The organism is Nocardioides sp. P5_C9_2 (assembly GCF_054049555.1).
The window spans coordinates 1-8,692 of record NZ_JBFUMD010000122.1 but is presented as its reverse complement, the minus strand read 5'-3'; the positions used below and the strand labels follow the sequence as shown (position 1 = coordinate 8,692).

The 8,692-nt window shown below is 71.1% G+C and carries 7 protein-coding genes and 1 pseudogene; 5 read left to right on the top strand and 3 right to left on the bottom strand.

Features of this window, described 5'->3' with window-relative positions:
* The 3 genes from ACXJKL_RS08380 to ACXJKL_RS08370 all read left to right on the top strand — a co-directional run.
* Nucleotides 1-428: acyl-CoA dehydrogenase family protein (locus ACXJKL_RS08380; protein ID WP_457206604.1), on the top strand; the 428-nt coding region annotated here is incomplete at its 5' end.
* A 9-nt stretch (nucleotides 429-437) separates the two neighbouring features.
* Nucleotides 438-1,001, top strand: a complete 564-nt coding sequence (thpR, locus tag ACXJKL_RS08375; RefSeq protein WP_457206603.1) for an RNA 2',3'-cyclic phosphodiesterase — start codon at nucleotides 438-440, stop codon at nucleotides 999-1,001.
* 55 nt (nucleotides 1,002-1,056) lie between these two features.
* Nucleotides 1,057-1,785 carry a VIT1/CCC1 transporter family protein gene (locus ACXJKL_RS08370; protein WP_457206602.1) on the top strand — a complete coding sequence of 243 codons (729 nt, stop codon included), beginning with the start codon at nucleotides 1,057-1,059 and terminating at the stop codon, nucleotides 1,783-1,785.
* A 267-nt stretch (nucleotides 1,786-2,052) separates the two neighbouring features.
* On the opposite strand, the gene pntB is transcribed toward ACXJKL_RS08370, so the two are convergent.
* The 3 genes from pntB to ACXJKL_RS08355 all read right to left on the bottom strand — a co-directional run bounded on the left by pntB (nucleotide 2,053) and on the right by ACXJKL_RS08355 (nucleotide 6,120).
* Nucleotides 2,053-3,492, bottom strand: a complete 1,440-nt coding sequence (gene pntB / locus ACXJKL_RS08365) for a Re/Si-specific NAD(P)(+) transhydrogenase subunit beta (protein WP_457206601.1) — start codon at nucleotides 3,490-3,492, stop codon at nucleotides 2,053-2,055.
* Between the two features lies 1 nt (nucleotide 3,493).
* Nucleotides 3,494-5,026 (bottom strand): Re/Si-specific NAD(P)(+) transhydrogenase subunit alpha, encoded by a 1,533-nt coding sequence (locus tag ACXJKL_RS08360; RefSeq protein ID WP_457206600.1) that lies wholly within the window; start codon nucleotides 5,024-5,026, stop codon nucleotides 3,494-3,496.
* Nucleotides 5,027-5,106: 80 nt separating this feature from the next.
* Nucleotides 5,107-6,120, bottom strand: coding sequence for a LacI family DNA-binding transcriptional regulator (locus ACXJKL_RS08355; protein WP_457206599.1), 1,014 nt, complete (start codon nucleotides 6,118-6,120; stop codon nucleotides 5,107-5,109).
* A 182-nt stretch (nucleotides 6,121-6,302) separates the two neighbouring features.
* On the opposite strand from ACXJKL_RS08355, the gene ACXJKL_RS08350 reads away from it, so the two are divergent.
* Both ACXJKL_RS08350 and ACXJKL_RS08345 read left to right on the top strand, forming a co-directional pair.
* Complete coding sequence (locus ACXJKL_RS08350) at nucleotides 6,303-7,562, top strand: sugar ABC transporter substrate-binding protein (RefSeq protein WP_457206598.1); 1,260 nt, start codon at nucleotides 6,303-6,305, stop codon at nucleotides 7,560-7,562.
* A gap of 78 nt (nucleotides 7,563-7,640) precedes the next feature.
* Nucleotides 7,641-8,692, top strand: a pseudogene (locus ACXJKL_RS08345) (hypothetical protein); the annotation flags it as partial.

Here is an 8,692-nt window from a genome sequence, read left to right as displayed (position 1 = left end):
TCCTCCCGCAGGAGCGCCTCGGGTCAGCGGTCACCAACCTCGCGCACGCCGCGCAGATCCTCGAGGAGACCGTCCAGTACGCCAAGGACCGCAAGGCCTTCGGCCAGCCGATCGGCAGCTTCCAGCACAACTCCTTCCTGCTGGCCGAGCTGGTCACCCAGGTCGAGGTCACCCAGGCGTACGTCGACCAGTGCGTGCTCAAGCACACCCGCGGCGAGCTGACCGCGGTCGACGCCGCCAAGGCCAAGTGGTGGACATCCCAGGTGCAGAACGAGGTGCTCGACCACTGCGTCCAGCTGCACGGCGGCTACGGCTACATGAACGAGTACCGCGTCGCCCGCGCGTGGCGTGACGCCCGGGTCAGCAAGATCTGGGCCGGCTCGAACGAGATCATGAAGATGCTGATCGGGCGCGACCTCGGCCTGTAGGGGGCGCTGATGACCCGGATGTTCGTGGCGGTCGTCCCGCCCGCGGCCGCCACGGAGGACCTCGACGAGTTCCTGTCCGTACGCCGCGACGCAGGCGCCCGCCCCGGCGAGCGCTGGCGCTGGACGCCGGCCGAGCACTGGCACGTGACCCTGGCCTTCATGGAGGACGTCGCGGACCGCTCGGTCGACGAGCTCCTCGACCGGCTCGCCGCCACGGCCAGCCGTCGGGAGCCGTTCAGCACCCGGGTCGCCGGCGGCGGGGCCTTCCCCGACCCCGACCGCGCCCGGGTCCTGTGGGCGGGGCTCGAGGGCGACTTCGACGCCCTGTCCCGGGGGGCCCGGTCGGCCGCGAGCACGTCCGGCGCGGTCGTCGACGGGCAGCGCCTCCGTCCGCACCTGACCCTCGCCCGGCTGGGCAGCCCGGCCAACGTGAGCCGCTGGGTGCGGCTCCTCGACGGGTACGTCGGCCCGTCCTGGACCGTCGACGAGGTGGCCCTGGTGGCGTCGTACCTCGGCGAGGGTCCGCGACGGGGAGCGCGGCACGAGGTCGTCGCCCGGTTCCCGCTCGGCTAGGAAGCGCAGGCTCCCCTTCGTTGCGCGGCGCACCGACGCTGCGGACGATGGACCCATGAGCACCGAAGCGGCCGACCTCGATATCGGTCCCCACGACGACGAACCCCACAACGAGGGCCTCGCCGCCCGCCTCAACTGGTTGCGGGCCGCCGTGCTCGGCGCCAACGACGGCATCGTCTCGACGGCCGGCCTGGTGGTCGGCGTGGCCGGCGCGACGACCGACCACCGCGCGATCCTGGTCGCCGGCGTGGCGGGCCTCGTCGCCGGTGCGATCAGCATGGCCGCGGGTGAGTACGTCTCTGTCAGCACCCAGCGGGACTCCGAGCAGGCGCTGCTCGCCAAGGAGCGCCGCGAGCTCGTCGAGGAGCCCGAGGAGGAGCTGGCGGAGCTGGCCGACATCTATGTGCGCAAGGGCCTCAGCGAGGACCTCGCCCTCCAGGTGGCCGTGCAGCTCACGGAGCACGACGCCCTGGGGGCCCACGCGGAGGCAGAGCTGGGCATCGACCCCGACGAGCTCACCAACCCGTGGCACGCCGCGTGGGCCTCGATGCTCGCCTTCACGGTGGGTGCCCTGCTCCCGCTGCTCACCATCGCGCTGAGCCCCCCGGCCGCGCGACTGTGGGTGACGGGCGTCTCGGTGGTGATCGCGCTCGCGCTGACCGGGTGGGCGAGCGCCAAGCTGGGCCAGAGCCCGGCCGGACGCGCCGTGCTCCGCAACGTCGGCGGCGGCGTCGTCGCGATGGTGGTGACCTACGCCATCGGCGCCCTGGTGGGCGGGATCTGACGCTCTTTCGCGCCTGCCTGCCCCGGCCTGCGCCGACGTCRGCTCCCGCCACCCCCGAGAGCGGTGAGCCAGCCACATTCCACGGTGCGGAAACGTGGTCTGCCCACCCCCCGATCGCGCGGACACGTGTCCCACCCTCGCGGCGGTCACCCAGCCACATTCCACGGCTCGCGAATGTGGCCTGCTCACCGCTACCCGCGACCGCCACCGTGGCGAGTCGCGACCGCCACCGCCACCGCGACCCGCCACCCAACGCGGGAACGAACCTCAGCCCAGGGCGCGCACGATGTCGTCGACCCGGTCCTTGGCGTCACCGAAGAGCATCCGCGAGTTGTCCTTGAAGAACAGCGGGTTCTGGACGCCGGCGTACCCCGTGGCCATCGACCGCTTGAAGACGACCACGTCCTTGGCGTGCCAGACCTCGAGGACCGGCATGCCCGCGATGGGTGAGCCCGGCTCCTCCAGCGCGGCGGGGTTGACCGTGTCGTTGGCGCCGATCACCAGCACCACGTCGGTCTCGTGGAAGTCGCCGTTGACCTCGTCCATCTCCAGGACGATGTCGTAGGGCACGCGGGCCTCGGCGAGCAGGACGTTCATGTGCCCGGGCAGCCGGCCGGCGACCGGGTGGATGCCGAAGCGCACCTCGACGCCCTTCTCGCGCAGCTTCTTGGTCATCTCGGCGACGGGGTACTGCGCCTGGGCGACCGCCATCCCGTAGCCGGGGGTGATGATCACGGATCGTGCATCGGCCAGCAGCTCGGCCGTCTCCTGCGCGGTGATCTCGCGGTGCTCGCCGTAGTCGCGCTCCTCGCCGCTGATGGCGCCGGTCGAGCCGAAGCCGCCGGCGATGACACTCACGAACGAGCGGTTCATCGCCGTGCACATGATGTAGCTGAGGATCGCACCGGAGGAGCCGACCAGCGACCCGGTGATGATCAGCAGGTCGTTGTCGAGCATGAAGCCCGCGGCCGCGGCGGCCCAGCCGGAGTAGGAGTTGAGCATCGAGACGACCACCGGCATGTCGCCGCCGCCGATGGCGGCGACGAGGTGGAAGCCGAGCACCAGCGCCAGCGCCGTCATGATGAGCAGCGGCACCAGGGCGGTGTCGCCGTCGTCGGCCACGAACCACACGGCCAGGGCGACGGAGGAGACCAGGATGCCCAGGTTGAGCAGGTGGCGTCCCGGCAGCATCAGCGGGCTCGACGTCATCCGCCCGCTGAGCTTGGCCCACGCCACGATCGAGCCGGTGAAGGTCACCGCACCGATGAAGACCCCGACGAAGACCTCGACGTCGTGCACCGTGTCGCCGCCGCCGAGGTCGTGGAGCTCGATCCAGGAGTTGTAGCCCACCAGCACGGCGGCAAGGCCCACGAAGCTGTGCAGCATCGCCACCAGCTCGGGCATCCCGGTCATCTCGACGGTGCGGGCCCGCCAGGCGCCGATCGACCCGCCGATGGCCATCGCCACCAGGATCAGGGCCAGCGTCACGCCGAGCGGGCGCTGGTCGCCGTACTGGCTGTTGCGGGCGGCGAGGACGAGGGTCGCGACGAGGGCCAGGGCCATGCCCGCCATGCCGTAGAGGTTGCCGCGCTTGGCGGTCTCGTGCTTCGACAGCCCGGCGAGCGCGCCGATGAAGAGGATGCCGGCGATGATGTACGCCGCCTGGATGAGCCCCGGCAGCTGGTCGGAGGTCAGGAAGTCGCTCACGTCAGTCCTTCCTGAACATCTCGAGCATGCGCAGCGTCACCAGGAAGCCACCGAAGATGTTGATGCTGGCGACCAGCACGGCCACCAGCGCCAGCACGGTGACGGCGAGGTTCTCGCTGCCGACCTGGAGGATGCCGCCGACCACGATGATCCCGGAGATGGCGTTGGTCTCGCTCATGAGCGGGGTGTGCAGCGCGTGGGCCACGTTGGAGATGACGTAGTAGCCGACGAAGACCGCGAGCGCGAAGACGGTGAAGTGCCCCAGGAAGTCGGGGGGCGAGTACGCCGCGACGAGGGCGAAGAGGACAGCCGCGAGGCCCGCGCCGTAGATCCTGCGGCGGGGGTCGGGCGGCTTCGGCGGCTCCTGGACGACCGGGACGGCCGCGGGCTGCGCCGCGACCGGGGCGGCGCTGACCTGCACCGGGGGCGGCGGCCACATCGACTCGCCGTCGCGGGCCACGGTGATGCCGCGGACGACGACGTCGTCGAGGTCCAGGACCAGCTCGCCGTCCTTGCCGGGCGTCATCAGGGTGAGGAGGTTGACCACGTTGGTGCCGTAGAGCTGGCTGGTCTGGGCGGCCAACCGGCCCGCGAGGTCGGTGTAGCCCAGGATCGTGACGAGGTTGTCGGTGACGACCTGCTCGTCGGGCCGGGTCAGCTCGACGTTGCCGCCGTTGGCCGCGGCCATGTCCACGATGACCGACCCGGTACGCATCCCGGCCACGGTCTCCGCGGTGATGAGGCGCGGCGCGGGGCGTCCGGGGATCAGCGCGGTGGTGATGACGATGTCGGCGTTGCGCGCCTCCTCGTCGTACATCGCTGCGGTGGCGGCCTCCTGGTCGGCGGTCATCTCCTTGGCGTAGCCGTCGGAGGAGACCTCCTGCTCCATGTCGACCGTCACGAACTCGGCACCCATCGACTCGACCTGCTCGGCGACCTCGGGGCGGACGTCGAAGGCGCGCACGATCGCGCCCATCGCGCCTGCTGCGCCGACGGCGGCCAGCCCGGCGACCCCGGCGCCGACGACGAAGACCCGCGCGGGCGGCACCTTGCCGGCGGCGGTCACCTGGCCGGTGAACTGGCGGCCGAACGCGTGCGCGGCCTCGACCACGGCGCGGTATCCCGCCACGTTGGCCATCGAGGACAGCACGTCCATCGCCTGCGCACGGGAGATGCGGGGGACGGCGTCCATCGCCAGTCCGGTGACCCGCTGGGCCTGGAGCTGCTCGATGAGCTTGGGGCTGCGCGCCGGCGCCATCAGGGACACCACGGTGGCTCCTGCTCGCAGGCGCCAGATCTCGTCGGGGGTGGGGGCGTTGACCTTGACGACGACGTCGCTCGACCACACCTCCTCGGCGTCGGTGACCCGGATGCCGGCCGCCTCGAAGGCGTCGTCGGGCTGGGCGGCCGCGGTGCCCGCACCGCGCTCGACCACCACCTCGTAGCCGAGGGCCTGCAACCGGCCGGCGGTCGTGGGCGTGGCGGCGACCAGCGTCTCGCCCTGCCGGGACTCACGGGGGATACCGATGCGCACGAGGGCCTCCTGTCGGGGTCGGACCGCGCTCAAGGTACACGCGGAGCACCCCTGGGGACGGGAGTCTCAGGTGGCCTGGGTCACATCGTCGGCGGGCCGACGGACTCGCGCACCCGCACCGGCATCGGTACCCGCCGGTGGGCGGGAGGTGTCTCCGCACCCAGCAACGACTCCACCGCGAGCCGGCCCATCTCGAACTCGGGCAGGGCGATCGTCGACAGCGATGGCCGCAGCCAGCTGGCCAGCTCGGAGTCGTCGAAGGACACCACCGAGACGTCGCGCGGCACCTGCAGGCCCGCCTCGGCGAGCGCCTGGTAGACGCCGAGGGCGATGCGGTCGTTGAGGCACACCACCGCCCGGGGCCGCTCCCCCCTCTCCAGCGCCCGCACCATCACCTCGTACGCCGCCTCGGGCCACCAGGGGCAGGAGAGGTGCGCGTCGACACCGGCGCCGGCCCCGGCGAGCTCGGCGACGATGCCCGCCAGCCGCTCCGTGCCGGGCAGTGAGGCGGCCGGCGTCTCCCCCACCAACCAGACGTCCTTGCGGTGCCCCGCCTCGACCAGGAGCCCGGCGGCCGCGCGGCCGCCTGCCGTCTCGTCGGGCAGGATCGAGGGGTACGACGCGTCGCTGACGCAGTTGAGGAGGACCACCGGCAGGCTGCTCGCGCCGCCCGGCGTCGACACCCGGTCGTGCGAGGCGGTCGCGAGGACGAGGCCCGCCACCTGTCGCCCGACCAKGTCCTCCACGAGCGTGGCCTGGAGCGTGGGGTCACCGTCCGACTCGCACACCAGCAGCCGGTGACCGTGCGTGAGCGCGGCCGTCATGGCGCCCCGGACCAGCTCGCCGCCGTAGTGGCCGGTGGCGATCGTGTCGGCGACCAGACCGATCGTGCTGCTCTGCTGGGTGCGCAGGCTCCGGGCCATCAGGTTGGGTCGGTAGTCGAGCTCCCGCGCGGTGCGCAGGACGCGCTGGCGCGTCTCCTCGGAGATCCGCATGTCGCGCCCGGAGAGGACGAAGGAGGCCGTCGTGGGAGAGACCCCGGCGCGCTCCGCGACGTCGCGCAACCGCACCCGCGGCCTCCCCGTTGAGCGCATCGACCGGGCCCTTCCGCCGTGTCCGACCTGTCACCACGGCGGTCTTGACGTGGCTCACGTCACACTGTTTACTCTTGCCAAATCGTTTTAGCAAGGCGGTTCGCCCGATCGGGCCCCATTCAAACACCCACCACCCGCGATTCCGCGAAGGAGCTCCACCCATGCACACAAGAGTTCGTACGATGAGGGCCGCGGCAGGCCTCCTGGCCGCCGGCCTCGTCCTCAGTGCCTGCGGAGGCGGCGACTCCGACAACGAGGCCAGCACGGACAGCAGCGACACCCCGGCGGCGAGCGGCGGCGAGCTCACGATCTGGGTCGGCGACGGCCCCGGCGGGGACGCGACCACCGAGATCGGCAAGGCCTTCGGCGAGGAGAACGGCGTCGACGTGACCGTCGAGGTCCTGCCCGGCTCCGAGCTGCAGGCCAACTTCGTGACGGCCGCCCAGGCGGGTGACCCGCCGGACGTCGTGATGGGCGCCCACGACTGGATCGGCAACCTGGTCCAGAACGGCACCATCGACCCGATCCAGATCCCCGAGGCGACGAGCTCCACGCTCCAGCCGCTGTCCCTCCAGGCAGTGACCTTCGACGGTCAGACCTACGGCATGCCCTACACGATGAACAACATCGTGCTGATCCGCAACACCGACCTCGCGCCCGACGCCCCCGCGACGATGGAGGACATGATCGCGGCCGGCCAGGCCGCCGTGAAGTCCGGCAAGGCCGAGGCGCCCCTGGCCTGGCCCGTGAGCGACACCGGCAACCCCTACTTCATCAACCCGCTCTACACCTCGGGCGGCGGCTACATGTTCGGCCAGGGCGACGACGGCTCCTTCGACCCRACCGACCTCGGCGTCGGCACCCCGGGATCGATCGCGGCCTACGAGAAGATCGGCGCGCTCGGCGAGAAGGGCCAGGGGGTGCTGAAGCGCTCGGTCAACACCGACAACGCCATCGCCCTGTTCACCGACGGGAAGACCCCCTTCCTGGTCGAGGGCCCGTGGCAGCTGACCACGATCGACGACAGCGACGTCAACTACGAGGTCTCCGAGGTGCCCGGCTTCAAGGGCATGGACCCGGCCTCTCCGTTCATCACCGTCGACGCGGCGTACGTCGCCAGTGGGGGCGCCAACAAGACGCTCGCCCAGGAGTTCGTGACCAACTACTGGTCGCGGGCCGACGTCGGCGCCCAGCTCTTCGAGGCGACCAAGAACGTGCCGGCCAACACCGACACGCTCAGCCAGATCGAGGGCGACAACCCGGCCGTGGCCGCCGTGGCCGCGGCGGGCTCCGCCAACGGCCAGATCATGCCGAGCATCCCGGAGATGGCGGCGGTCTGGGACCCGCTGGGCAAGGCCGAGGCAGCCGTGATCGGCGGCGCCGACCCGGAGTCGACCATCAAGTCCGCGGAGAAGGCCATCGAAGCAGCGATGAACAAGTAGTCCCTGCACTCCCGGGGCGTGCCGACGGCACGCCCCGGGAGCCGGTCCACCGCCCACGATCACGTCGAGGAGAGTCACGTGGCAGGCAGCACCGCATCGCCCCCGGGACGCAAGGCATCCAGGTGGGGACTCGGCGCCGACGGCACCAGCAGCCCCCTGATGTTGATGATCAAGGTCATCGGCCTCGCCCTGGTGGCGGCAGTCGCCCTGTTCGCGGCCCTCCCACTGATCCGCAGCGAGAACTGGTGGGGCATGGCCGTCGTCGTGGTCGTGACCGCACTGGCGTTCTACGTCTACCTGTCCCCCCGCGCCGTGCCGATGAAGTACCTCCTGCCTGGAACGCTCTTCCTCATCGCCTTCCAGATCGTCCCCGTCCTCTACACCGTCTCGACCGCGTTCACGAACTTCAGCGACGGTCACCGCGGCACCAAGGAACAGGCGATCACGGCCATCCAGGGAGCCTCCGTCAAGCAGGTTCCCGACTCCACGATCTACACGCTGACCCTGGCCACCGACGGTGACGCAGCGACGGGCGACATCGTCTTCCTGCTGGCCGACCCGGACTCGCAGGAGAGCTTCGCCGGCACCGCCGACGGGCTCGAGCCGCTCGAGGAGGGGACCTTCGAGTCCGCCACCCCCGGTGGCAAGATCACCAGCGCCGACGACTACACCGTGCTGACGGTGCCGCAGGTCAACGCGCGCCAGGACGACATCACCGCCTTCAGCGTCCCGACCGAGGACGGGGCGATCAAGAGCCAGGGCCTGTCGGCCGCGTTCGAGGGAGCACCCCAGCAGTCCTACGACGCGGAGTGCGACTGCATCACCGATGCCGCCACCGGCAACGTGTGGACCGCGGACGACGAGGAGGGCTCCTTCGTCAGCGAGGACGGCTCGCAACGCGACCTCGCCCAGGGCTGGAAGGTCAACGTCGGCTTCGACAACTTCGTGCGGGTCTTCACCAACGACACCATCCGCGCGTCCTTCCTGCGGATCCTGGTGTGGAACTTCGCCTTCGCGATCGGCACCGTGGCCATCACGTTCGCGCTGGGACTCCTGGTCGCCATCGCGCTCAACAACCCGCAAATGCGGGGGCGCACCCTCTACCGATCGCTGATCATCCTCCCGTACGC